At 61.2% G+C, this 24,524-nt stretch carries 16 protein-coding genes and 1 pseudogene; 16 read left to right on the top strand and 1 reads right to left on the bottom strand.

Translation table 11 applies throughout. The features are described from left to right. The first annotated feature begins 61 nt into the window (after positions 1-61). The 16 genes and pseudogenes from KB449_RS23795 to KB449_RS23720 all read left to right on the top strand — a co-directional run bounded on the left by KB449_RS23795 (position 62) and on the right by KB449_RS23720 (position 23,581). Entirely contained in the window at positions 62-2,347 is a 2,286-nt protein-coding gene (locus tag KB449_RS23795; protein ID WP_282910733.1) for a helix-turn-helix domain-containing protein, read from the top strand. A 180-nt stretch (positions 2,348-2,527) separates the two neighbouring features. Then, positions 2,528-4,126, top strand: coding sequence for a type 2 periplasmic-binding domain-containing protein (locus tag KB449_RS23790; protein WP_282910732.1), 1,599 nt, complete (start codon positions 2,528-2,530; stop codon positions 4,124-4,126). Positions 4,127-4,207: 81 nt separating this feature from the next. Then, positions 4,208-10,222, top strand: coding sequence for a right-handed parallel beta-helix repeat-containing protein (locus KB449_RS23785; protein WP_282910731.1), 6,015 nt, complete (start codon positions 4,208-4,210; stop codon positions 10,220-10,222). A gap of 6 nt (positions 10,223-10,228) precedes the next feature. Then, a complete protein-coding gene (locus KB449_RS23780) occupies positions 10,229-11,137 on the top strand; it encodes an ABC transporter permease (protein ID WP_282910730.1) in 909 nt (302 codons plus the stop codon). Positions 11,138-11,150: 13 nt separating this feature from the next. Continuing rightward, complete coding sequence (locus KB449_RS23775) at positions 11,151-12,023, top strand: carbohydrate ABC transporter permease (RefSeq protein ID WP_282910729.1); 873 nt, start codon at positions 11,151-11,153, stop codon at positions 12,021-12,023. 72 nt (positions 12,024-12,095) lie between these two features. Next, on the top strand, positions 12,096-14,087 hold the full coding sequence (locus tag KB449_RS23770) for a DUF8034 domain-containing protein (protein WP_282910728.1): 1,992 nt from the start codon (positions 12,096-12,098) through the stop codon (positions 14,085-14,087). Positions 14,088-14,250: 163 nt separating this feature from the next. Further along, complete coding sequence (locus KB449_RS23765; protein WP_282910727.1) at positions 14,251-15,210, top strand: aldo/keto reductase; 960 nt, start codon at positions 14,251-14,253, stop codon at positions 15,208-15,210. Continuing rightward, positions 15,197-16,045, top strand: coding sequence for an amidohydrolase family protein (locus tag KB449_RS23760; RefSeq protein ID WP_282910726.1), 849 nt, complete (start codon positions 15,197-15,199; stop codon positions 16,043-16,045). Before KB449_RS23765 ends, KB449_RS23760 begins: the two co-directional genes overlap by 14 nt. Continuing rightward, positions 16,042-16,722, top strand: a complete 681-nt coding sequence (locus tag KB449_RS23755; protein WP_282910725.1) for a hypothetical protein — start codon at positions 16,042-16,044, stop codon at positions 16,720-16,722. Before KB449_RS23760 ends, KB449_RS23755 begins: the two co-directional genes overlap by 4 nt. Next, positions 16,719-17,786, top strand: a complete 1,068-nt coding sequence (locus KB449_RS23750) for an FGGY family carbohydrate kinase (protein ID WP_282910724.1) — start codon at positions 16,719-16,721, stop codon at positions 17,784-17,786. The genes KB449_RS23755 and KB449_RS23750 overlap by 4 nt, the downstream gene beginning before the upstream one ends. 12 nt (positions 17,787-17,798) lie before the next feature. Then, positions 17,799-18,620: an HpcH/HpaI aldolase family protein gene (locus tag KB449_RS23745; RefSeq protein ID WP_282910723.1), complete on the top strand. Its 822-nt coding sequence runs from the start codon at positions 17,799-17,801 to the stop codon at positions 18,618-18,620. After that, complete coding sequence (locus KB449_RS23740) at positions 18,617-19,672, top strand: sialidase family protein (protein WP_282910722.1); 1,056 nt, start codon at positions 18,617-18,619, stop codon at positions 19,670-19,672. Before KB449_RS23745 ends, KB449_RS23740 begins: the two co-directional genes overlap by 4 nt. A gap of 33 nt (positions 19,673-19,705) precedes the next feature. Next, positions 19,706-20,590, top strand: a complete 885-nt coding sequence (locus KB449_RS23735) for an alpha/beta hydrolase (RefSeq protein WP_282910721.1) — start codon at positions 19,706-19,708, stop codon at positions 20,588-20,590. Positions 20,591-21,115: 525 nt separating this feature from the next. Then, complete coding sequence (locus KB449_RS23730) at positions 21,116-21,436, top strand: hypothetical protein (protein ID WP_282910720.1); 321 nt, start codon at positions 21,116-21,118, stop codon at positions 21,434-21,436. Between the two features lie 190 nt (positions 21,437-21,626). After that, entirely contained in the window at positions 21,627-22,868 is a 1,242-nt protein-coding gene (gene spoIIP, locus KB449_RS23725; protein ID WP_282910719.1) for a stage II sporulation protein P, read from the top strand. Positions 22,869-23,017: 149 nt separating this feature from the next. Beyond that, positions 23,018-23,581 (top strand): annotated as a pseudogene (locus KB449_RS23720) (RNA 2'-phosphotransferase). Between the two features lie 10 nt (positions 23,582-23,591). Here the strand turns inward: KB449_RS23720 and KB449_RS23715 are convergent. Continuing rightward, positions 23,592-24,440, bottom strand: coding sequence for an AraC family transcriptional regulator (locus KB449_RS23715; protein ID WP_282910718.1), 849 nt, complete (start codon positions 24,438-24,440; stop codon positions 23,592-23,594). Positions 24,441-24,524: the final 84 nt, after the last annotated feature.

The following is a 24,524-nucleotide window of genomic DNA, read 5'->3' as shown; positions in this document are numbered from 1 at the left end:
AGCGGCCACTTAAGCACATTTTGTAAACGGTTCCATTAAGCTTCGCAGAGCGGGGGATACGATGCGCAAGTTTCGTCTGGCGAACGTCGATAAGAGTCTTTACATCCGGATGCTCGTGCTAATCACGGTGCTGCTGCTAAGCAGCGTGCTGCTGATCTCGCTGCTGACGTATTCGCTTGCGAAGAAGAACAGCTTCGAAAATGCGCAGCAGTCGAACGCGGCCGCGCTGACGCAGCAATTGTCGCTGATCGATCAGGAGCTGGATTCGGTGAGCAGCCTCGCGGCCAACATTTTAATGACGCAGTCTTATATGTTCGCCGAGTGGGAAAATACGCTGTCCGTCGGGTCGATCATCGATCTGAACAACTACTTGAAGCAGCAGCGTTCGCTCAACCCGTATATCGATTCCATCTATTTGTATTACGACAAGCTGGACCAGATCATCACGAGCGGTCTGCAGGCGCGGCCGCTTGCCGAATTCGCGGACCGGGGCTGGACCTCCGCTTACGGCGGCAACGCGCAGCGTACGCAATGGCTAGTGAATCGCGAGACGCATCCGGAAGGCGCGGTCGCCAAGACAGCGGAAGCCGCGGCGCCCGAACGACGCTGGATCACGCTGGTGCAGACGATGCCGCTGATCGGCAAGCCGATCGGCGCGATCGTGATCAACATCGATCAGGACAGGCTGCTGGGCGATTACCTGCAAGCCTATTCGTCGAGCGCGGGCGAGATGCTCGTCCTCGGTCCGTCCGGCGAGTTCCTCTACGGCGGCGACGAGCTGCGGACGAACGGGGACCGGATCGTCAAGATCGCGCTGGCGCAGCGCGGCGGGGATTCGATCGTCGCGACCGTCGCGCATCGGAAGCAGCTGGTCACCACGCTGGAATCGGCTGCGACGCATTGGCGGTTCGTGCACCTGGTGCCGGTGGCGCAGCTGCTCGCGCATATCGACAAGCTCAAAACCGTCGTGTTCTCGGTCTCTCTCCTTTATGTCGCGATTGCAGGCGTGAGCGCCTGGTATTTTTCACGGCGCATCTATCGGCCGCTGGCGCAATCCATCGCTTATATCCGGAGGCTGGAGGAGGAGACGAGCGACAGCCGCAGCGAGGCGGAGCTCATCGTTTCGGTGTATGATCGCTTGCAGCGAACGCGGCAGCAGGAGCGGCAAAATCATGAGGAAATCGTGCGGCAAAGGCTGCTGCTCGATATGATGCAGGGGCTGGGCTTGACCCAGTACAAACATCTGCCGATCGCGCCTTTAGAAAAAGAAGTTTGGTCGGTCTGGGAAGCCCAATATACGCTCATCCTGTTCGAGCCGGAGGGCCAGTCGGACGGCCGACGGGCGGAGGACAACATCCAACAGCAGCTGTCGCTGCTCGAATGGACGGATTCGCTCCGCAAGCAGGTGTCGGGCGAGGTCGTCCTGCGCGACGACGGGCAGATCGTCGTCATCGTCGGCGGCGAACCGGCGCCCGACATGGCGGCGCATTGGCAGCGGCAGGCGCTGCAATTCGGCTTGCCGCCGATGACGGTCGGGATCAGCGAGCTTCACCGCGGGATCGACCGACTCGAGCAGGCCTACCGGCAGGCGAACGAGGCGCTGCGCCGCAAGCTGTACGCAGGCCGCGGCGCGATTATCCGCTACGAACGGCTGCAGGACGGCGACGACGGCGCGGACCGGCTCCAATCGTATCCGGGCGCGATCGAAAAGCGGCTCGTGCAGGCGATTAAAGATAAAGATGCGGAAGGCGTCAGGCAAGGGCTCGACAGTCTGCGGGACTGGATGCTCGAGCACAGGCCTCACCCGGTCGTCATGCAGCAATCGATGACGCAAATTCGCGGCGAGATGCTGAAGCTGATCGCGGGCTTCGGCGCGGAAGAGCAGACGCTCGTCCTGCAGCTCTCGATGCCCGAGCGCCACGACATGACGCTTTATGAATATATCCGGCTGCTTCAGACTATCGCGGACGCCCTGATCGAGCAGTATGCGCGAATATCGTCCCGGGTGCACGACGCCACTTTGGAGCGCGCCGTTCGCTACATTCAGGAGCATTATCAGGAGCAGCTGTCGGTCGAGCAGGTGGCCGAGCATGTGCGCCTGAGCGCTTCCTACGTGAACAAGCTGTTTAAGGAGCGGTACGGCACGACGATCAACGAATACATCATCGAGCTGAAAATCGGCCGGGCCAAACGCCTGCTGACGGACACCGACCTCGTCATCGAAGAAATCAGCCAGCAAATCGGCTACAATACGCTCAGCTATTTTACGAGATTGTTCAAAACGAAAACCGGGATGACGCCCGGACAATATCGCCGGCAGCATGGCGCGAAGCCGGAAAATACCTAGAGAATCAGCGATGATTCTCTTTTTACATAAGAAAACGCGAAAAAGGCAAAGGCAAAAACGGCCGATATTAACGGAAAACGCAAAAAAATAGGAATAACGAAATTGTGAAAGCGCTATCTATTCCGTTACGCTGTGCCTGAATCGATCGCGATTCCATCTAAGCCAAGGGGGAACATCTACATGCAACAAAACATGCGTTGGTGGGCAAAGGCGGCCGCGACCGCGACCATCCTGACATCGGTGCTGAGCGCCTGCTCGTCCGGCGGCTCGTCCGAGTCGTCGCCCGCTTCATCTTCGGCGGCACCCGCGGAGACTGCGGGGAGCAGCGCGAGCGCCACGGCTTCCGCCGAAGCGTCGAACAACGAGCACTATACGATTAATTGGGGCATTCACTTCCAGGCGCCGGGCGTCATCGCCGACACCCGCGTCCAGAAGGAGCTGGAGAAGCGTTATAACGTGACGATTAAGCCGGTCAAAATCACCGATGCGAGCATCGCCGGCGGCGAAGTGCCGGACGTGTTCACGCTAAGCGATCCGAGCGCGGTCGCGGCCTATCAGACGCAGGGCGTGCTGATGCCGATCGAGAGGTCGCTGATCGGGGAGCGGTTGCCCGAATACGAAGCCGACATTCAATCGGTGCCGGGCAATTTATTCGCGCCGGCCACCTTCGACGACAAGCTGTGGGCGATTCCGATGTTCGTGACGCTCCGCGGCTACGATTTTGCCGGTCTGTGGCGCACGGATTGGCTGAAGAAGGTCGGGATCGAGAAGACGCCGGAGACGCTCGAGGAGTTCGAGAAAGCCGTATACGCGTTCGCCAAAAACGATCCGGACGGCAACGGAAAGAACGATACGTACGGCTTGACGGGCACGATGACGACCACATGGTCGTCCGGCTTCTACAATATATTCGGCGCGTACGGCGTGGAGCCGACGATGTGGCATGTCCGCGACGGCAAGGTCGTCAACGGCTCCGTCATGCCGGAGACGAAGGAAGCGCTCGCCACGCTGCGCAAGTGGTACGCGGACAAGGTGATCGATCCCGAATTCATCACCGATACGCAGGAGTCGTACCGGACGAAGCTGTTCAACGGCCGCATCGGCTTCATCGAAGAGACGATCGGCCGCCTGTATCGCGAGGATGCTTCCACCATCGCGAGCATGAAGGAGATCAACGCTTCGGCGACGCTGGCGCCCGGCGTGAATCCGACCGGTCCCGGAGGCAGCGGCTCGTGGAGCTGGGGCTCCAAGAGCAACTACGTTGTGTTCGGCTCGCAAATGGCCAAGGACCAGGGCAAGCTGGATCGCATTCTGCAGATGATGCGGGATTACAGTACCGACCGCGGGCTGTACCTGCTGCTTAACCAGGGCTATGAAGGCGAGCAGTGGAAATATGTATCCGGCACGAGCGGTCCGACGGAATTCCTCGACGGATGGGCCAAAGTCGAGGACAGAGATCAGACAGGCGCGCGCATGTTCGCCATGGGCGCCATCAACACGAATGCCATGCGCGCCGACTTGACGGATCCGGACCTCACGGCCGCCATTCAAAAATACGGAGCGGGCGACAACTGGACGGATGCCACCTACTTCATGGTGCTGCCTTCGGAAGGCATGTACAAGGCGGATCTGACCCTGCTGATGCAGCGCACGTTCGCCGAGATCATCACCGGGCAGAAGAGCCTGGACGACTATGACGCCTACGTAAAGCAATGGTACGCCAAAGGCGGTCAGAAGCTGACCGATGAAGCGAACGCGCTGTATGCCACATTGAAGTAATCATCGCCTGAAGCGGTGCGCCTCTTCGCCGGAAGAGCGGAAAGGCGCGCCGTTGAATCCGAATCCGCAGGAGGAATAAAGATGAAAGTCAGAATTTTCAGGCGAATTACGGTTTGGACGGTTTTACTGACTTTGCTGTGGGGGCTGCTGCCGCCCGCGGGCGGTGTCATGCAGACGGCAAGCGCCGAAGAGAGCGGCAGCTTGACGATTCAAGCCTCGCTGTATCCGAAGCTCGAATGGACCGAGGACGCCGGCGCGTCGCAATACCGATTGACCGTAAAACGGCAAGGAGAAGCGGCGCCGGAGGCCGTGTACACGTTGCCTGCCGGCGTGCGTTCCCTCGCATTGCCGAACCGTCTTCAGCCGGGCGCGACCTACGACCTGACGGTCGAGTCGGGCAGCGGGGGGAGCTGGACGGCGTGGGCCGAGGATTCGCTCGCGACGCCGGCCGATCGGGAGCAGCTCGTGTCCGACGCGTTCGAGGACGATGCGGTCGGCACGCTGCCGGCGGGCTTCACGAAGTACACCCCGGATGCCAACAACACCGTACAGGTCATCGCCGACGGGACGCAGCACCGGATCGAGCTGAACAGGTCGGTAGGCTCCGCCGTATACGGGCCGGCGCTCACGTATCCGTTCGGCGCGCCGCTGACGGACGGCATCGTCAGCGCGGAGTTCAGCGTGAAGCGTTCGAGCACGCAGCGCTTCATTCTGTATTCGCTCGGCTACAGCCTGACGCGCTCGCAAAATGCGGCTTGGGCCTTCGTCGACTACAACCGTCACTACTTGTACGATCCGACGTACCGCGACGTCGGCGCCATGAATGCCGATACGTGGTATCACTACAGGCTGGTCGCCGATATCGATGCGGGGACGTACGATTTCTACATCAACGGCGTCAAGGCGAACGCGGCGCCGGTGGCGTTCCAGGCGACCCAGCCGATCCGCGAGTTCACCGTGTACAACTCCGCCGGGCGGGGAGGCGGCGATCTGGCGTACCAGACCGGCCCGTACTGGGTCGACGACGTGACGATCCGCCATTCGCGGACGCCGCCGCGGGCGGCAGCGCCTGCATCCGGCGCGAGCCAGCTCGGGTTGACGGAGACGCTGCAGTGGCAGGACAGCGGCGCCGAGGACTATTCGATCGTGATCGCGCGCGACGCGGCGATGACCGACATCGCATGGAGCGGCGCGGCGGCCGGTACGGCGGACAGCTTGAGCATTCCCGCCGCCGCCGGGCTGGACTACGACACGACGTACTACTGGCGGGTCGTCGCCCATGACGACGGCTGGAGCTGGTCCGCCGACACGGCCAGCTTCAAGACGATGAAGGATCCGGCGGGCCCGCAGGACGTGAGCCGCTATCCGTCGCTGACCTGGACGGCGGTGCCGGGCAGCGCCGCGTACACGGTGAGCATCGCATCCGTCGACGGCACGCCTCAATCCTACGCGTACAACGGCATTGCCGGCACGCAATTTACGGTGCCCTTCGCGCTCGACGCTTCGCGCAATTATAGCTGGCATGTGCTGGCGGACGACGGCGTCACCGAAGCGGGCAGCGGCTTGTGGCTGACGGAGACCGACGACAGCGTCTGGGTATCGGAGGACTTCGAGTCGGCCGCGTCGGGCAGCGTTCCCGCGCCGTTCACGGCGTTTGCGCCTGGCACCGTCAGCACCGTGCAGGTCGTCGAGGCCGGCGGGGAGCGCTATGTCGAGCTGAATCGCTCGACCGGTTCGACGGATGCGGGGCCGGCGCTCATCTATCCGTTCGGACGGACGGTCGCGAACGGCACGCTGGACGCGTCGTTCCGCGTCAGACGCGATTCGACCCAGCGCTTCCTCACGTATGCGATGGGCAACAATCTGACCTACAATCAACAGCCGGTATGGGCCTTCGTCGACTACGGCAACGTCTATGCGACCGACCCGACCTACCGGTCGCAGGGCAAGATGGATGCGGATAAGTGGTACGACTACCGCATGGTCGTCGATGTCGATGCGGGCACGTACGACCTGTATATCGACGGACAGAAGACGAACCAGCAGCCGATCGCGTTCCAGGGCGCGAATCCGCTGACCCAGTTCATGGTCTTCAACAAGTACGGCAGAGGCGGCGCGGACAACGGGTATCATACCGGCGCCTACGACGTGGACGACGTGACGGTCGCCTGGCAGCCGACTTCGCCGTCGGCCGTCGGTCCCGTCGACCGCAGCGAGGACACGTCCGTCACGCCCGCGTTCGAATGGCGGGACGCCCACGCCGATTCGTATACGCTCGTCATCGGCAGAGACAGCGGACTCACCGAGGTGACGCAGGTTATCGACGGCATTACGGACAACGCGTACACGCTGCCTGCGTCTGCGGCGCTCGATTACGACACCGTTTATTACTGGAAGGTCGTCGCCCACAAAGGAGCGGACAGCTGGTCGGGCGGCAGCGCGGCGAGGCTGACGACGCAGCTCGACGCCAGCGGCAACCGCGTGCCGGTGCTGTTCTCCGCAGCGCCGACGGAGGTGAAGCCGGGAGAGATGTTCCAGCTGTTCGGCGCAAGCTTCGATACGGACGACGTGCGGCTGCTGCGTCTGGACGATACGCCGGCTGCCGGCCTTGAAGCCTTGATCGGCGCCGCGGCCGACCCGGAAGCGCTGGACCGCGACGAAGCGGCGGCGATCGGCGAGCCGTACGGCAACGATACGGCGCTGCGGGCGGTCGTGCCGGCGGCCGAGACGCCGGGCATGTACGCCGTATGGGCCGTGAACGATACGCAGTGGAGCGCGCCCAAGCTGCTCAACAAGACGACGGTTTACTTCGCGTCGCCCAACCGCTTGAATACGGCTTCCTCGCGCGAGGTGCGGATCATCGGCAAGCAGCTTGCCGGCGTCTCGAACGCGGCTTATGTGTATCTCGTCGACGAGGAAGGCGACGCAACGGCGGTAACGCTCGAAGAAGCGGGGCCGTACGAGCTCGTGTTCGAATGGCCGCTGGCGCTGGGTCCCGGCACGTACGAGATTTGGACGCACAACGGCTACGGCGGGGCGTACGGCTGGGGAGAGACGCAGACGATCGAGGTCGTCGACGAGCCGTTCTCGACGTACTCGGTGTCGATCGCGACCTACGGTGCGATTCCGGACGACGGCGTCGACGACCGGGCGGCCATTCAGGCGGCGCTCGACGCGGCGGACGGCGGCGGCACGGTGCTGGTGCCGGCGGGGACGTACGATATTTCCAATACGCTTCACGTCGGAGAGCATACGGCGCTGAAGGGATTGGGCAAGGACGCCGGCGGCGAGCATCAGTCGGTCATCAAGTTTATAACCGGCGACCCGGTCGGTCCTGCGACAGGCGGACTCGGCAAGGCGATCGTGCGCGTGGGTGACGGCTCGGGCGTCGAGAACCTGAAGCTGGTCGGCAGCGTCAGCGTAGACATGGGCATCGATATCGAGGACGGCGCGGATGATGTATTCGTCCGATACAACGAGGTTCGCAACTATTTCCCGACGAGCGGAATCAAGGGCTACTTCAGCGGCGTCTTCGGGAGCAGCGGCACGACGGATTATTTCGAACGGCTGCAGATCGTCGGCAACACGTTCGAGGGCTATAACGGCATCAACTTCGACCTATCCGAATACGGGCGCTTTATCGACAATACGGTACTGACCCGGCGATATACGCCGATCGTGTTTACGAGCTCGTCCAAAAACATTATCGAAGGCAACACGATCGACGGCCGCAATGCCGCAGGGGTGAGAGAGGCAAGCCGCGGCATCACGTTCAACATGGGCTTCGACCGGCCGGGCCTCAAGCCGAACGAAATGAATTATGTATCCGGCAACAACATCACTTATGTCGGCAACGAGGCGACGCCGACCAATGACGGCGAATATGTGCTGTTCGACAACAACGGCGATGCGCCATTCCCGACTACGCATTACTACGGTGCGGTGAAGGACGGCACGCCGGATTCGCTGACATTCGCCAATGTCAGCTGGACCGCGAACCAGATGAAGGAGCTGTACGTGCTGATCGTCGACGGCCGCGGACTTGGACAATATCGCAAGGTGACGGGCAGCAGCGACGGTACGGTGTATGTCGACAAGCCTTGGGACGTGACGCCGGATTATCGTTCAAAGGCGGTCGTCGCCCACTTCCATACGCTCAACCTCGTGGTCGGCAACCATGCCTATCTCAACAAAGGAAACAACTTTGTGCTGTGGGGCAACGTGCTGGATAACATCGTGGACGGCAATACGGCGGAGCAGGGCGGCTCCACGGTGTCAGCGCTCGATCATTCGTCTCACCCGAGCCAGTACGGCGCGGCTTACTACAACCTGATTCAGAATGCGGATTCGCCGGAGGCGGGAATCACCTATTCCGAATACGGCTACGGCAGCACGGCGCGCGCGTCGGTCATCTCGTACGGCAATACGCTGCGCCGCAACGACACCGACAGGCTGTCGTTCCGCACCAACTCGGTGCAATCGGCCAGCGGGAACGTGCAGGCGAACCTGCTGGAGCACAACAAGGTCGGCAGCGCCATCGTCGTCACCCCCAATGCCAGGAACAACGTGCTGCGGAAAAACGCGGTGTCCGGCGCATGGCCGCTCGTCGCGGACGGCGGCGAGTCTACGATCGTCATCGAGCGCGGACTGCTCCCTTCGCCGTCGGAGGTATCCGTCATCCCGGCCGTATACGGCGTCCAGTTGAACTGGTCCGCGGTGACGGGTGCCGACGGCTACTACGTCTTCCGCAAGCTTCACGGCTCGGCAGATCCGTACGAGCGGCTGGACACCGGCACGGGCGCCGGCCCGCTGGCGGCGACGAGCTGGCTCGATACGGAGGCGGCGGTCGGCGAGGTGTACGATTATCGCGTGGCTTCCTATGCGGATGGCGTCGGACAGGGTCATGCCGGCCAGCCGCAGGCCGGGTTCAGCGGCGCGATCACGGCGACGTCGCTGACGGCGGCGGAGTGGCAGTGGACGGCTCCGTATGACGGGGAGGTCGAGGCGCTCGCTTCGCTCCGCAAGCTGGACGGCTCCGACTATGACTTCGAGCTGCGGGTCAACGGCGATCCCGTTGCCGGCGCATCGGTGCTGACGTCAGTGTACCAGGCGCACGAACGGATCTCGCTGCAGGCCGGCGACGAGCTGACGTTCGTCTGGACGTCGGCCGATCCCGCTGCCGATGTGCAAGCACACTACGGCGTGCTGTTCACGCGGGACGCGCCGATTCCACTCGCGCCGCAGCAGGGCTCGCACGACGTCGTAACCGACGGGGCGGCCTTCTCGTGGACCGACGTGCCGAGCGCCTCATCGTACCGTCTGCTGATCGGCACCGACCCGGCGCTGACGTCGCCGACGTTCGTCTACGAGGACATCGCGACGAACGCCTTCACGATGCCCGCCGCAGACGGGCTCGACGAACGGACGACCTATTACTGGAAGGTGCAAGCGGTCAACGGCTCCGACGTCTGGGATCGGGCCGACGCGGTGCAGCAGATTCGCACGGCGCCGTACGGACGCGAGCTGCTGTACGCGCAGAACTTCAACGCCTTAAGCGGGCTGCCGTCGGCCTGGACCGTCCGAACGGGCACGACCAGCAGCATCGGCATCGCGGAGGTGCCGGGCAGATTCAACCGTTCGCTGGTCATCGCCTCCGACGGGCAGCAGGACGCGCCGCGGCTGACGATTCCGCTGCCGTCGACGCTCGATAGCGGCAAGTTGCATCTGAGCTGGGACGTCATGCATACCGGCAACCAGACGGCGCACTTCCAGCTGTTCCCGGCCAAGGCGCCGGTGACGGCCAGCGGCCTGAGCGGCCTGTTCTCGGCCTACGGCTACTACTACGTAGACTGGAGCCCTGCGTCGACGTATCCGAGCCTGCTGAACCAGTGGAGGCATATCGACATGCTGCTCGATCTCGATACGAATCAGTACACGGTCGACATCGACGGCGTGCGGCTCAAGCTGAACAACGGGACCGAAGTGTTTACGTACGCGCCCGGGGCGATCGATACGCTCGTCCTGCAGTTTTCCTCCGACCGCTGGCCGGCCGTCGTCTACTTTGACAATATCGCAATCATGGCCGTAGAGGAGTAGAGAGATTTGAGCCAGATCCGACTGTTCTGGAAATATAAAGAGCTGAGCGTCATGCTGCTGGTTTCGTTGTCGGCCTTCATTTTGTTCAAGTTCGGTCCGATGTACGGCCTGCTGATCGCGTTCAAAAATTTCAGGGTGGTGGAAGGCGTGTGGGGCAGTCCGTGGGTCGGACTGCTTCACTTCCGCCGACTGTTCGCCGACCCGAACTTCTACACGCTGTTCCGCAATACGATGCTGATCAACGTCTATTTCGTGCTGATCGTGTTCCCGGCGCCGATTGCGTTCGCCATCATGCTCAACGAGCTGCGGCATCGCTGGTTCCAGCGGATCGTCCAGACGACGACGTATTTGCCGCATTTTATCTCGTGGGTCATCATTTCCGGCCTGTTCATCTACTTTTTGTCCCCCAGCATGGGCGTCGTCAATTATGTGATCCAGCTGCTCGGCTTCGATCCCATCTTCTTCATGGGCGAAAAGCAATATTTGCGGCCCCTGCTGGTGCTGTCGATGCTGTTCAAGGAGCTGGGCTGGAACTCGATCATTTTTTTCGCGGCGATCGCCGGCATCGATCCGCAGCTGCACGAGGCGGCCGTCATGGACGGCGCCAAGCGGTGGAAGCGCATCTGGCATATTACGCTGCCGTGCCTCATGCCGACCGTCGTCGTGATGCTCATCCTGAGCTTGGGCGGATTTTTGAATACGAACTTCGAGCAAATCTACAACTTTCTCAATCCGCTGAACTATGACCGCGGCGACGTATTCGAGACGTACGTGTACCGCATCGGCCTGCAGCAGTTCCAATACAGCTACACGGCCGCGATCGGGCTGTTCAAATCGGTCGTCGGGCTGACGCTCGTGCTGCTGACGAACGCGATCGCCCGCAAGGCCAGCGGAGGCGAGCAAGGACTATGGTGAGGAGAGAGACGCAATGAACTTAAAATCTCCGGGCGAAAAAGCGGTCGACGCGGTGTTGTATGCGGTGATCGGGACGGTGCTGCTCATGGTGCTGTACCCGTTCGTCCACGTCCTGTCGGTATCGTTCAGCGACCGCGGAGAGGCGCTTCGCTACGGGTTTCACTTTTTCCCGAGATCGTTCAGCCTGGAAGCTTACGAGCAGGTATTCCAAGCACGCAACATCTGGGTCGGCTACGAGAACACGCTGTTCCGGATGATTGTCGGCACGGCGGCGAGCCTGCTCGTGACCATCCTGGCCGCCTATCCGCTGTCCCGCCCTTATTTCCCGTACAAGCGGGCGTTTACGCTGGTCATTCTGTTCACGATGCTGTTCGACGGGGGCATCATTCCGACGTACCTGCTGCTGCGCGATCTGGAGCTGATCAATACGCGGGGCGTCTACGTCGTGCTGCATATGGCCAGCGCGTTCCATGTGCTTGTCATGATGAGCTTCTTCCGCACGATCCCCAAGGAGCTCGAGGAGTCGGCGCGCATCGACGGCGCAGGCGAGATGCGGACGCTGCTGCAGATCATGCTGCCGCTCACCGTGCCGGTGCTGGTGACGCTGACGCTGTGGAATCTCGTCATGCATATGAACCAGTTTTCCGACAACCTGCTGTACGTGACCGATCGCGGCAAATTCGTGCTGCAGTACGTGCTTCAGGAAATCTTGATCCAGGACCGGCAGGATTCGTTCGCCTCGTTGACGCAAACCCAGGAGCCTCCGGCGCCGGAGAGCCTCAAGATGGCGTCCATCATGGTGGCGATCACGCCGCTGCTCGTCATTTATCCTTTTCTGTTGAAGTACTTCGAGAAGGGCACGATGGTCGGCTCGGTTAAAGGCTGAGGCTGCCGGAGCAGGAACAGGTTCAGATTAGAAGCAGGCGCTTATTCAACAAAGGGATGAGGGAGACGGAAAATGATAGCGATACGCAGTACGCTGCCGCTCGTCGAACCGCCGACATGGGCGTTGCTGGAGCGGGCGCTCATCGCGCGCATGAACGAGGCGGCGGAGCTGGCGATCTCCCGATACGTCCGCGAGGACGGCACGATGCTGTGGCCGACGGACGCGGATCACGAGGACATCGACGCGCTCGACGATATGTTCGAGAGCTTCCACAACTGGCCGCTCCTGTATATGCTCGGCGGGGACGAGCGGCTTCGGGGATGGTCGCTGCGGCAGTACGACGCGATCGTCAAGCAGTTCGCGGGCGTTCAGACGGGCCACGGCCATCCGATGGTCGTGGACGAGTACGAGCAGGGATACGACTGGTTCCACCAGGGCGAGGGCTATCTGTTTTTTTACTTGCTGAACATGATGGACCCCGCAGGCGGGACGAACCGGGAGCGCGCGATCCGGTACGCGAACTTGTATGTGGAAGAAACGGCCCGCAACTACGACGCGGCGCGCAACGTGATCCGCAGTCCGCACAGCGGCAGCATGGGGCCGGGCTGGCGCAACTTCGCCGGCAAGTCGTGGGGCTATGCGAACTGGAAACGGTTCTACGGCTTGCCGTTCCAGGACGTGCAGGGCGTCGAGCGGCTGGACGACGTGAAGACGGAAGCGGCCGCAGCGGCGATGGGCCGGGCGCTGGAAGCGCGGCAGAGCCGCGGCGACGCGGCGGTGAATCTGGCCGTCACGTCGATGGTGGCGCAGGCTTATCTGCATACGGGCGACGACAAATACCGCCTGTGGATCGAGCGCTACGTCGGCGGCTGGATGGAGCGGGCGGATGCGAACGGCGGCGTCGTGCCGGACAACGTCGGCTTGAGCGGGCAGGTCGGCGAGTATACGGGCGGGAAATGGTACGGCGGCTACTACGGCTGGACGTGGCCGCACGGCTGGCATGCGGTCGGCTGCGCGGTGATGGCGGCGGCGGAAAACGGCTGGCTCGTCAGCGGCGGCGACGAACGGTACTTGCACTTCGCGCGGCGGCAGCTCGACGCCTTGACGGAGCGGGGCATCATGCACCGCGGCACGCTGCATGTGCCGTACAAGTACGGCGATCCCGGCTGGTACGACTATGATTTGTGGATCGACAGCGTGCTGCTGGCGGACGGGAGCGCGTCGCGTCCGCACGAGCCGACCGGCAGTCCGGTGCTGTGGCGGGACGGCTGGTTCGAATTTCAGCCGATGGAGCCGCACTTCCCGGTGCATCTGTGGCATGCGTCGATGGCGGAGGACGACTGGGACCGCGCGGTCAAGCTGCGGCACGCGCATGAAGACGATGCGCGGCGCGTCCGGTCCGGCTTCCGCGTCAAGAAGGACTTCGGCGGCAACGATGAGCCGTGGGCCGCTTACTTGCACGGGGAATACCCGGATTATCCGCTGCATATGCTCCGGCACAGCCTGACGCTGCTGTATTACCGGCTGGCCTTTATCCATCACGATCGGGAAGATCCGTCGTCGTACCGCGAGACGTACTTCCAGTATCGCAATCCGGTCGTGACGGAGGCGCTGTCGCAGCTCATGTGCGGCGCGCCGCGCATGATCTACAACGGCGGGCTGTGGTTCCCGCGCGTGCGGTATTACGATGCGGAGCTGCGGCGTCCCGGCGTGCCGGACGACGTCGCGGCGCTGGTCAGCCGGCTGACGGAAGACGAGGTGGAGCTGGAGCTGGTCAATCTGCATCCGTCCCGCGCGCGGCGGCTGATCGTGCAGGCGAGCGGCTACGGCGAGCACCGCATCGTTCGCGTCCATGCCGGGCAGCTGTCCGGCGAGCTGAAGCTTGCGACGTACGTAGAAGCCGGGGCGCCATGGCCTGCCGCCGAGCGGACGACGCGGACGACGGAGATCGGCGCGCCGGCGTTCGAGGTCGAGCTGGCGCCGGCTTCGCGGCTGCCGCTGGTGCTCGAGGTGGAGCGGCATGCTTACAAGCCGAGCTACCGGCAGCCTTGGGAGATGGCTTGAGGAGACGGCATGAGGCTACGGCATGAGGCTACGGCATGAGGCTACGGCATGAGGAGAGGGCATGAGGAGAAGGCATGAAGGAGATGGCGTGAGGCAAAAGCCTTGCGGAAAACTTGATGAAGAGCACATGCGGAATAGCGCTTGAAGGAGGACTTGAGCGGAAGTGACAGCCTTGATCGAGGACATACGGCGCTTTTATTTGCGGCACGGCCGCCGTGGGCCGATCCCTTACGGCATCGGCTGCGCGTACGCGAGGGACGCGGCCGTTCATCGCGCCGCCTACGGGAGCGGGATTCGGTACTTCGATACGTCCTATAACTACGGCAAAGGCGAGAGCGAGGAGGTGCTCGGGCAATTCGTCGCCGGGACGGACAGGCGGACCGTGTTCATCGCGACCAAGGCGATCGTCGTGCCGGTCCGGTTAAGCGGCCCGGAGGCGGCGGCGCTTGTCCGCGCGAGCCTGGAGGCAAGTCTCGGGCGGCTGCGCACCGGCTATATCGATCTATATCAATTGCACGAGACGACGTCGCTCCATCAGGCATTCGGCGAGGACGGCATCCTGCAAATGCTTCAGGCGGCCCGGCGGGAAGGCTTGATCCGCTATATCGGGATCGGCACCGCCAGCCACGAGGTGCTGGGGGAAGCGGCGGCAAGCGGGGCGTTCGACAGCATTCTGACCTACGGCGACTACACGCCGTTGGAGCAGAGCGCGGAAACGCTCATTCGGGAGGCCGCGGCGTCCGGCGTCTGCGTCGTCAACGGCAGCCCGCTCGCCGGTCGGCTGATCTCGCGCGATGACCCGCGCAGCCTGGCGCTGACGGAGGACGATCATCGGCGGCGGCGCTTGCCCGCCGCGGTCGCCTACCGGAGCTGGTGCGCGCGCAGCGGCGTCGATCCGGTCGGCTTCGCCCTGCAATTTCCGCTCGGCAGCCCCGATATCGCGCTGAATTTGTTCGGACCGGCTTCGCTCGACCAGCTTGAGGAAAATCTGGACCTGCTGGCAGAGTCGTTCGAGCAGCAGGCGTACGATTCCTGGCTCCGATGGTACCGGGCGTGGAGCGACGGCGGGCGCTCCGGTCCGAAAGCTCGCCGGGAGGAGGGGAGCGATCATGCGCTATCTTGACAGTCACGTGCACTTCTGGCAGCTCGCGCGGGGAGATTACCGCTGGCTGAAGCCGGACAATGCCGCGCTCTACCGGGATTATGTGCCGGACGATCTGTTCGCCGCAGCGTCGGGGTGCGACATGGAAGGCTTCATCGCCATACAAGCCGCGGCGACGACGGCGGAGACGGAATATTTGCTGGCGCTGGCCGACCGGCACGAACGGATCGCCGGCGTCGTCGGTTACCTGAACCCGCTGGCGGATTCGTTTGCAGAGGACTACGGCAGGCTCCGCCGCCATCCGCGATTCGCGGGCATCCGCATCGACCGCGCCATCGTCGAACCTTGCCGCCAGGAGCCCGCCCCGGCGCGCCTGCTGGCGAATCTGGCCCAGCTGGAGCGGGACGGCCTTGCCGTCGATCTGCTGATCGGACCGGCGGATATGCCGGTCGTGGCCGGATGGCTGACGCGACTCCCCCGGCTGAAGGCGGCCATCAACCATATCGGTTCGCCGGACGTCCGCCGGGGCGAGCTTGAGCCGTGGGCAGCGCGGATGGGCGAGCTGGCGTCGTTCCCCCGCGTCTATTGCAAATGGTCGGGGATGATCACCGCGGCGGGGGGCGCAGATGCCGAGGCGCTCGCGCCTTATATTCAGCGCACGGCGGAGCTGTTCGGTCCAAGCCGCGTCCTGTTCGGCAGCGATTGGCCGGTCGCCTTGACGGCGGGAACGTACCGGGACGTCGTGCAGCTGTTCGAGCGGCTGCTGCCGCAGGCGTGGAGCGAATCGGAGCGGGATGCTGCGAGAGGGGCGAACGCCCGGCGATTTTATACGGAAGCGGGAGATCGGTCGTTATGAGAGAGAGGCAGCTGTATTACGCCCAGCTTCGCCGGGGAGCGGAGGACGCGTTCCGTCAGCAGGTCGGACGGGAGGCCGCCGCGCTGCGGGAAGGCTGGGAGAGCGAAGGCTTGCGCGAGATATCCGTATTCGCCTGCGGCCCGTACGTTTGCACGTATGCCGAGCGCCTGGACGCGGGGGGAGGCGCCGTCTGGGATTGGCCGCGTTGCTACGAGACGTATTTGGAGAAATGGCCGCCGGCGCCGGTCGCGGGGACGCGGACGGGCGGCGCGGAAGAGACGCCGTTCAGGCTGGCAGTCCCGATGATCGATATTTTCCACGACGGGCTTCCTGAGGAGCTCGAAGCATCGGGCGTCCGCTTCCGGCCGGAGGAACGGATCGGCACCCTCGCGCGATTGAAGCCGGCGCTTGCGTCGAGCTATATCTACTACCACTATCAGCGCCAGGAGGAGACGCCGGGCAGCTTCAATGCAAGCTGCGTCATCGGCAGCGCCGGCGCGCTTCTGTTCAACTATCGCGAGCTGCCGGCCGTCGCGGGCGCGGTCAAGCGGCAAGGGCTGCTGACGACGAATCATTCGCCGTCCGACTGGCACGGGGTCATGGCGCCTCATTTCGATCCGTGGGCGGATGCGAAGGCCGGGGAGGAGCTGTGGCGCGGGATGGAGCGGATCGTATGAAAAGCTTGCTCCTCGATATCGGAAGCACCTCGATCAAGTGGGCGGTCTACGACCGGGAGAAGCGGCTGAAGTCCGAGGCCGCTTCGGTGCCGTTTCCGATGCCCGTCGAGAATCGTCCGCCTATACACGAGGTGAGCGTCGAGGATATCGTCCGGCCTGTCATGGACGCGTTGCAGCGTTATGCCGCCACGGTGGACCGCCTTTACATCTCCACGCAAATGCACGGATATTTGCTCGGCGACGGCAGCGGCGGCTTGCTGACGCCGTATATCTCCTGGCAGGACCGGCGCAGCACGCTGTCCGCGAACGGGCGCAGCTGCCTGGCGCAGCTCCCCGTTCGACTGCCGCCGGCGTCGGGCAGCTGCGTCAAGCCGAACTCGCCGCTCTGCGGCTTGTTTGCGATGAAGCTGCTGGAGCCCGAACTGTTTTCGCGGGCGAGGCGCTTTTACACGCTGGGGTCCTATATTGCCTATAGGCTGACCGGCGCGAATGCGACGCATATTACGGACGCGGCAGCTTCGGGCATGTACAACAAAGAAGACGGATCGCCGCAATTTAACCCGTATCCGGAGCTGGAACTGCCAGAGGCGACGATGAAGGTGCTGCCGATCGGCGCTTGGGGGCCTGTGGCGGTGTACAGCCCGGTCGGCGACCACCAGGCTTCGGTACTTGGAAGCGGGCTGCAGGACGAGCGCGAGTACCTGCTCAACCTGGGGACGGCGGCCCAGCTGTGCGTCATCGCGGAAGCGCATGCGGCAGGCGAGTTCGAGAGCCGGCCGTACTTCGCGGGCCGGACGCTGTGCACCGTGTCCGGCTTGCCCGGCGGCCGGGAGATGGCGGTTCGCTCCGGCACGGCCGGGCTTGCGGACGAGATGGTTAGCGATTATGAAGCCGCGTTGATCAAGCTGCCTGCCAGGGCGCGGCTCCTCGTGACCGGCGGAGCGGCCAGGCATCACGAGGCGCTGGTGGCCGCGGTCTGCGACCGGCTGGGCGTTCCCTATCGGCTGCGTCCGGATCGCGATGCGCTGGACGGGCTGATCGAACTGAGCGATCTCACAGGTTGAGCGGGCGGATCGATGAACGTATCTATGGACGTATCGATGAACGTATCCATGAACGGACTAGTTCGAGCAAATGAAGAAGGTGAAAACGATTTGAAACCCAACGAGACGTATACGGGCACGATGCTCAGCGAAATTCCGTTTCCCAATATGGCCGTGCTGTTCAAGAGCGGCGGCCTGGACTTTTTTATCGTTGATACGGAGCACGGCGGCTTCGACCACGCCGCGTTGTCGGGACTCATCATGACCGCCCGGCTTGCCGGCATCACCGTGCTGGTGCGGCTGGCGGATCATGCGCGCAGTGAGATCACCCGGCTCATGGACATGGGCGCCGACGGCCTGCTGCTGCCGATGACCGGCGGCAAGGAAGACATCGCCGCCGTCGTCCGGCATGCGAAGTACGCGCCGGTCGGGCGGCGCGGCATCTCCACGACCCGCGGCCATACCTTGTACGCGCCGACGGGCATCCGCGAGTATATGCGCCAAGCCAATGAACGCACGCTGGTATTCGCGCAGATCGAATCGCAGGCAGGCCTGGACGCGATCGATGAGATCGTCGGCCTGGACGGCGTTGACGGCGTCATCGTGGGACCGAACGATTTGGCATGCGATCTCGATTGCCTCGGGGAGGCGGCGCCGATCCTGGACGCGATCGCCGCCGTTGCCGCAGCGGTGCGCCGTCTCGGCAAGGCCGGCGGCATCATCACCTCGGAGCCGGTCTTTCTGCGGCATGCCAAAGCGAACGGCATGGGCATTTACTGCATTGGCAGTGAGCTTCATATGCTGAAGCTGGCATGCCGAGGCATTATCCAACAAGTAGAGGAGCTGCAACGATGAACCGAATTCGTCTCGTCCACCGCGACCATCTGAGCTGCGAGCCGATCCTTCGGCGTTGTCCGAACGGCGAGCTGATCTGCGTCGGCCAGGTCGGCGACATCACGGAGCCGGCGCCCGGCAATCGGGTCGTCGTTTTTCATAGCAAAGATAACGGAGAGACCTGGTCGGAGCCGTTCTCGATTTATCCGGAAGACGGTCAGGCGGTTTACGCCACGGAGCTGATGCTGCTGGACGGCGTGTTTTACGCTTTTTTGACGCTGCACAACGGTCATTTCGTCAACTGGCAGTGCACGACGATGCAAAGCCGCGACAACGGCTATACGTGGGAGGACATCGGCATCCATCCCGCCCTGCCGAATTTTTCGTTCGCGCGCGGAATGATTCGGCTGAGCAACGGCGACATTGTCATTCCGTATCAGCACTACCCGATCTCCCCCGAGGAAAATGACCGCCTGGCGCAGAGCGGCCTCAAGATATGGGAAGCGCGCATCTCGCATGTGGAAAACGGCGTGCTGATCAGCAAGGACAACGGCCGGACCTACACAAGGCATGAAGGGCCGCGGACGCCGATCAAGGGGAAGGGGCAGCCCAAGTGGAACTGGCCTGAACCGACGCTTGCTGAATTGTCCGACGGCACGCTCGTCATGCTGCTGCGCGTCAACGAATCCGGCTGCCTGTGGCGAAGCGAGTCGCGGGACGGCGGGGCCGGCTGGAGCGCGGCCGAGCGCACCGACATTCCCAATCCGTCCAACAAGCCGAAGCTGATCGCCATGCCGGGCGGCCGAATCGCGCTCATCCATACGCCGAACGGCAGGCACGGCATGCTGGAGCGTACTCCGCTGGCGGTCTGGATCTCGGACGACGACATGCGGACCTGGGGCTACAAGCGGATCGTCAGCGATTTTCCCGGTGGCCTCTGCTATGCGGACGGCATCTGCGAGGAGGGGGGCAGGCATATCCGATTCACGATCGAGCACAGCCGCTTCAACATCCTGTTCGTCGATCACGAGGTAGAGTTAGAGACGGCGGCCGAGGCCAAGGTAGAGGTTTAAGGCGCAGCCCCGCGGGCGAGGAGGGGGAGCGCGATGAGCGATGGCGATCGGCCGATCGAGACCGTCATCTATAAAGAAACGGATGGCGCGCGTCTTAAGCTGCTGGTTTGCAAGCCGGACGGCTGGCACGAAGCGGACGGCCGCTCCGCGGTCGTATGGATTCACGGCGGCGGGTGGCATAGCGGCGCACCGGAGCAATTCGAGCGGCACTGCCGGATGATGGCGGACCGGGGCGCGGTATCCTTCAGCGTGGCGTACAGGCTGCTGCCGAGCCCGGGTAAGCCGGATACGGCATGCCGGGCGTCCTCGCTCGAAGATTGCATGGCGGACTGCCGTTCGGCGATCAGCTTCATCCGGACGAACGCCAGCCGGTTCGGCATTCGCCCGGATCGGATCGCCGTCGTCGGCGATTCGGCCGGCGGTCATCTTGCGGCCAGCCTTGCGGTCGACCTCGTCGATGGCCACGATTCTGAGCAGGCAGGCGCGGCCGCCAATCGCGAAGTTTCCGTCAGGGCCGATCTCATCGTCAATTGCAACGGCATCGTCGATTTGACGGGGAAATGGAAGCAGATGATTCCGGCGGGATCGCCTGTCGTCGGATGCGAGGACGACGGGTTGCGCGCCTGGATGGAGAGACATGAGCGAGCCAAGGCATGGTCGCCGCTCTATCGCGTGTCGGCCGGACAACCGCCGATGCTGATCCTGCACGGCCTGGCCGACGACGTCGTTGCGCCCGAGGATGCCGTTCGCTTTTATGATGCCTATCGATCGGTCGGCAACGACGCGGAGCTGGCGCTTTACCCTGGCTGGCGACATGCATTTATACTATTCGACTATACGGCCGCCGAAGTCGAGGTGCTGCGTGCAATGGGCCGGATCGAAGCGTTTCTGGAACGGCACGGATATATGCAGGACTGAGCGGGACGGTAGATGTCGTATGATAAGCGGCAGAGAAAGCAGCAACTAGATTAAATTTCAATAGGGCAGGTCCGTCGGAAGTTACCTAGGCTGTCTCAAAGGCCATAAAAGGCCTGAGGACAGCCTCTTTTCGATGACCGGGAATCGTATGGCTGGCCAGGGCCGGTTTCCGGAGAATGGTATCTACTGCCGTACGGCAGTAGATGGCAGCAGCTCGGTTGCTAAATTCGCAAACTACTGTCGTAGGACAGTAGATGGGCGGTACCCGGCTGCTAAGTGCGCAAACTACTGTCGTAGGACAGTAGATGGGCGGTACCCGGCTGCTAAGTGCGCAAACAACTGTCGTAGAGCAGTAGATCGGCGGTACACGGCTGCTAAGTGCGCAAACGACTGTCGTAGGACAGTAGATGGGCGGTACCCGGCTACCAAATGCGCAAACGACTGTCTTAGGACAGTAGATATCCGCAGCCCGGCACCCAGACCACAAATCGGCGGCTCCACTCTTTTTGATCACAGGAATCTCTAGTGCTCCTGCTCAAAGCAAAGGTTATGTTCGGTGGTCTTGAAAATAATCTCAGTACTAAAATAGCACTCATGCCTGGCGTCAATTTTGGCAATGGATTAACCTTCTCTGGAATTATAAAGCCGATCGGAGACGTTGGCGATTTTCTATTTTTAAACGAATGGTATGAAGTCGATATTGAGATGTTCACGATTAATGAAGAGGCATTTCCAGCCATTTGTCATCTCGTAAAAGAAGGCAACCCCATCGATTTTCAAGTGGGCAGTCGTAAGGTTGGGAAAGGCGAAATCATGGAGCATTTGTATATAGAAAAAAATATCTAACGAACCAAAAGAAGTTTGATAGTCGTCATAGCAGGTCGGTCGGAATTCCGGCTGGCCTTTTTTATTTGCCGTGTTTACGCGGAAATTTGCCGATCCAAGCAGGAAATCCAAGTTTCATGTCGAAATCCTGTTGGTCGAGAAGCCGGATGAGTCATCTTCCTATTTTTTTGAAATGAAAGGGGCGGACTTATTGCGTTATGCGATCGGAAGCGCGGTAATCAGCGCATGTCTGTTGCTCGGTACGACCGGACCGTCTATTGCACAGGCGGCTTCCTCCCAGTCGAAGAGCGGCGCCGCGGTGAAAACGGCTGACGTGAAGGCGAGCAAAACGTATGCACAAAGCACGGTCGACCGTCTGAACGTAAGGACGTCGCCGAAGCTGACTGCGTCGGTCATCCAGATGATCGGCAAAAGCGGCAGCTACGAGGTGTTGGACAAGCAGGGCGAGTGGCTGAAAATTCAGCTGTCGGAGAAGCAGACGGGATGGGTATCCGCTGAATATATCAAGCAGACGACCAAAGGTTCGACAAGTGGCGCTATCGCGGCGGTCGTCAAGACGAGTACCGAGCCATCGGTCGTGAAGATTACGGATGTCACCAACCTGCGCAAGGGGCCAAGCACCGAGGACGAAATCGTCGGCAAGGCCCAACCTGGCGAGACTTACCCCATTCTGAGCAAGGAGGGGGACTGGTACCGCATCTCGCGCGGCGCGAAGGGGACGGCTTATGTAGCCGCATGGGTCGTATCGACGAATAGTACGAGTACGGTCAAGGCGGCATCGTCGGCGAGCGGACGCCAGGTTTATATTTATCACACGCACAACCGGGAGTCCTGGAAAAACGTGGCCACACAGACCAAAGGCTCTTCGATCGACGACCCGAAGGTCAACATCACGCTGGTAGGCGATAGGCTCGGAACCGCGCTGCAGAAGAGAGGCATCTCGGCCTTCACGGCTGAAGACGATATTACGGAGCGGCTTGCGGAAAAGAACCTGAGCTTTTCGCAATCGTATACCGAATCCCGCAAGATCGTGCAGACGGCGATGAAGTCGAATGCGTCGCTCGGTTATTTCTTCGATATCCACCGGGACGGCGATGTGCCTCGCAAGCAGACGACGGTAACGATTGGCGGCAAGACGTATGCCCGGGTACTGTTCGTTATCGGAATGGGCAATGCGGATTACAAAGCCAACAAGCAGTTTGCGGAAGCGCTGAGCGAACGGCTGGAGAAGAAATATCCAGGCTTGTCGCGTGGGGTCCTGATGAAGGACAAGGCGCACGGAGACGGCGAATACAACCAATCGCTGTCGCCCAACAGCATGCTGCTCGAATTCGGCGGCGCCAACAATACGCTGCAGGAAGCGTTGAATACGGCCGACGCGTTCGGGGATATATTTGCCGCTTATGTCGGGGCGTCGAAGCTGTCGATATAATATGAAAAGAGCCATGGAGAACTTCCTCGAGGAGGTTCTGCGTGGCTTTTTAACTGTGTCGATCCTTGCGTCTTGCGATATAAGGAACCATTATACATTCTCCGCTTGATCGCCGATTTGACTACAGAAATTTCAGGAAGGAGATCTCGATGCTAAACCCGTCGACAGAGAAAAGCCTAAGCAAACTAATGACCAAGATTTTGCGGCACAGCCCCGAAGCGTTTGGCGTGACGCTCGATCCGGAGGACGGCTCATGCCCGCTCCCTTCCTTCATTAAATCTATTCAAGCCCAGTCCGGCTGGTCGTGGGTGAAGCTGGAGGACCTCGAGCAGGTCGTGTGAAATTCGGATAAACAGCGGTTTGTCATCGAGGACAGACGTATCCGGGCGAGGTACGGCCATAGTCACGATAAAGTCCAATATACGCCGGGCGAGCCGCCGGAGATTCTGTATCACGGTACGAATACGAAGGCGCTTCCGTCGATATTGCAGGAAGGGCTGCTCCCGATGGGTCGTCAGTACGTTCACTTGTCGGAAGGCGTTCATTTTGCGACGCTCGCAGGGAGCCGAAGGGGAGAGCTTGTTATTTTGCGCGTAAACACGGCGGAAGCGCGGCAGCTAGGCTTTGCGTTTTATTACGCCGGCAATGAGGTGTGGCTGGCTGACCGCGTGCCGCCGGCGTGCTGCTCGGTATGGGACGCAAAGGAAGGCTAGAAATGAAAAATCATAACCACATTTTTCGATATTGCAGCGGCGTGCGATTTTCGTATTTCTTAAAAGTCACAATATAATGGCTAGCGCTCTCAAAGCCAACGAGCTCGGCAATTCTCTCTATTGATTTTGTTCGTTCTCTGAGCAAGAGTGATTTGCTCATTGTAATACGCTGCCTGATTAAATATTCAATGGGAGAGCACCCGGTCCAAAGTTTGAAGGCTCTCGTAAAGTGGGATTTGCTCATGTTTGCTTCTCGGGCCAAGTCGTCTACGGAAATAGGTTCGGCATAACGAATTTGCAGGTATTGAAGTGCTTTCTCGAGGCCATCGCTTTGACGCACCAGAATACCATTGCCGGAAGGGGAGGTTGTACCTGCTGTGAAAACCTCCATTAGTAACTGAAAGATATGAAGTGCGGCTTCTGCTTCAAGGTTAACTCCGTTGCCTCTAATTATCTCGATAAGACTTTGCTGGTGCTGAATGAACCTGTGTGGAACCGGAAGCCGAATGACGGGTCCGTATTTATCGTGTATAGCTTGCATATAAGAGGCACTTCCGTTTCCATCGAAATGTACCCAGCCTACGTCCCATTGCTCATTCGAAAGCGTCCCGTACTCATGAAATTTCCGGCAATCGATAAGAATGACGGAATCAGCCAGTAACTCATATTCCCTGTCTTCGTGCTTAAGATAGCCGCGACCGCTAAAGGTGTATTGAAATAAATAACTTTCAAACCCTTCCCGCGTAATGACGTAATCGTCGTCATACTTCCATCTTCCGATATGCTGCACATACAAAAACGTAGACCTAGCCAACTGACTTGGTGTGTAGACAAGCATTCCATAATCTGTTGAATCCATAGTTATCCCCTCTACTAATTAGCGCAATAGTTATATTTTTAAGCATTTTAGCTAGAAAAGTCCTTTTAAATCAAGGATATAATA

The organism is Cohnella hashimotonis, from assembly GCF_030014955.1.
GTDB classification, from domain to species: domain Bacteria; phylum Bacillota; class Bacilli; order Paenibacillales; family Paenibacillaceae; genus Cohnella; species Cohnella hashimotonis.
Note: the sequence above shows the minus strand (reverse complement) of the source record. Positions and strands in the feature narration are given on the sequence as shown.

Bases quoted from the DNA above. Each gene is read 5' to 3' on its own strand.
- KB449_RS23795 (WP_282910733.1), top strand. From the start codon at position 62: ATGCGCAAGTTTCGTCTGGCGAACGTCGATAAGAGTCTTTACATCCGG.
- KB449_RS23790 (WP_282910732.1), top strand. From the start codon at position 2,528: ATGCAACAAAACATGCGTTGGTGGGCAAAGGCGGCCGCGACCGCGACC.
- KB449_RS23785 (WP_282910731.1), top strand. From the start codon at position 4,208: ATGAAAGTCAGAATTTTCAGGCGAATTACGGTTTGGACGGTTTTACTG.
- KB449_RS23775 (WP_282910729.1), top strand. From the start codon at position 11,151: ATGAACTTAAAATCTCCGGGCGAAAAAGCGGTCGACGCGGTGTTGTAT.
- KB449_RS23770 (WP_282910728.1), top strand. From the start codon at position 12,096: ATGATAGCGATACGCAGTACGCTGCCGCTCGTCGAACCGCCGACATGG.
- KB449_RS23760 (WP_282910726.1), top strand. From the start codon at position 15,197: ATGCGCTATCTTGACAGTCACGTGCACTTCTGGCAGCTCGCGCGGGGA.
- KB449_RS23755 (WP_282910725.1), top strand. From the start codon at position 16,042: ATGAGAGAGAGGCAGCTGTATTACGCCCAGCTTCGCCGGGGAGCGGAG.
- KB449_RS23750 (WP_282910724.1), top strand. From the start codon at position 16,719: ATGAAAAGCTTGCTCCTCGATATCGGAAGCACCTCGATCAAGTGGGCG.
- KB449_RS23745 (WP_282910723.1), top strand. From the start codon at position 17,799: ATGAACGTATCTATGGACGTATCGATGAACGTATCCATGAACGGACTA.
- KB449_RS23740 (WP_282910722.1), top strand. From the start codon at position 18,617: ATGAACCGAATTCGTCTCGTCCACCGCGACCATCTGAGCTGCGAGCCG.
- KB449_RS23735 (WP_282910721.1), top strand. From the start codon at position 19,706: ATGAGCGATGGCGATCGGCCGATCGAGACCGTCATCTATAAAGAAACG.
- KB449_RS23715 (WP_282910718.1), bottom strand. From the start codon at position 24,440: ATGGATTCAACAGATTATGGAATGCTTGTCTACACACCAAGTCAGTTG.